Source organism: Bartonella sp. AA81SXKL (assembly GCF_042196945.1).
Taxonomy (GTDB): domain Bacteria; phylum Pseudomonadota; class Alphaproteobacteria; order Rhizobiales; family Rhizobiaceae; genus Bartonella.
In genome coordinates, this window is sequence record NZ_JBHIRH010000442.1 from 1 (window position 1) to 520 (window position 520).

Annotated in this window: 1 pseudogene; it reads left to right on the forward strand. The window is 42.1% G+C overall.

The window, feature by feature from the left end:
• Window positions 1-29: 29 nt before the first annotated feature.
• A pseudogene (locus tag ACFINZ_RS12150) lies at window positions 30-520 on the forward strand (hypothetical protein); the annotation flags it as partial.

The following is a 520-nucleotide window of genomic DNA, read 5'->3' on the forward strand; positions in this document are numbered from 1 at the left end:
TATTATTTCCATTAGCTGGGGCAGCTTTTATGGCAGCAAGAGCTGCGCCTCATGTTTTTAGGTATCTTGCTCCTAAAGCGGTTACAGGGGCGAATAGATTGGGACAATTAATAACAAAGAACCCCGTGGGGAATTTCATAACAAAGTACCCCAAAACCTCTCTATTTATGACTGGAATGTCAGGTATTGAAAGTATGATGACACCAGAGAAAGCACAAGCCCCATCCAACCCCTATTTACAGAATAGTCTGAATCCATATGGACCATTTATGCCCTATACGGCTCCTAAAGCGGAAATGCCTCTTGGATTTGATCAACATCCACCCATGCCAAATGCACTAGAGAGTACTCCACAAGAACTAAAACCTCATATTAATGAACAAACGCAACCATTAGCACCCGCTTCCCCAACACCGACTCCTGAACTGACAGATGCAGAGAAATTTTTACAGTCCAATACTTATAAGTTTTTTCAATCAGATGCGTATCAGAAGCTCAAAGATCTTTTTGCAGGTATGGC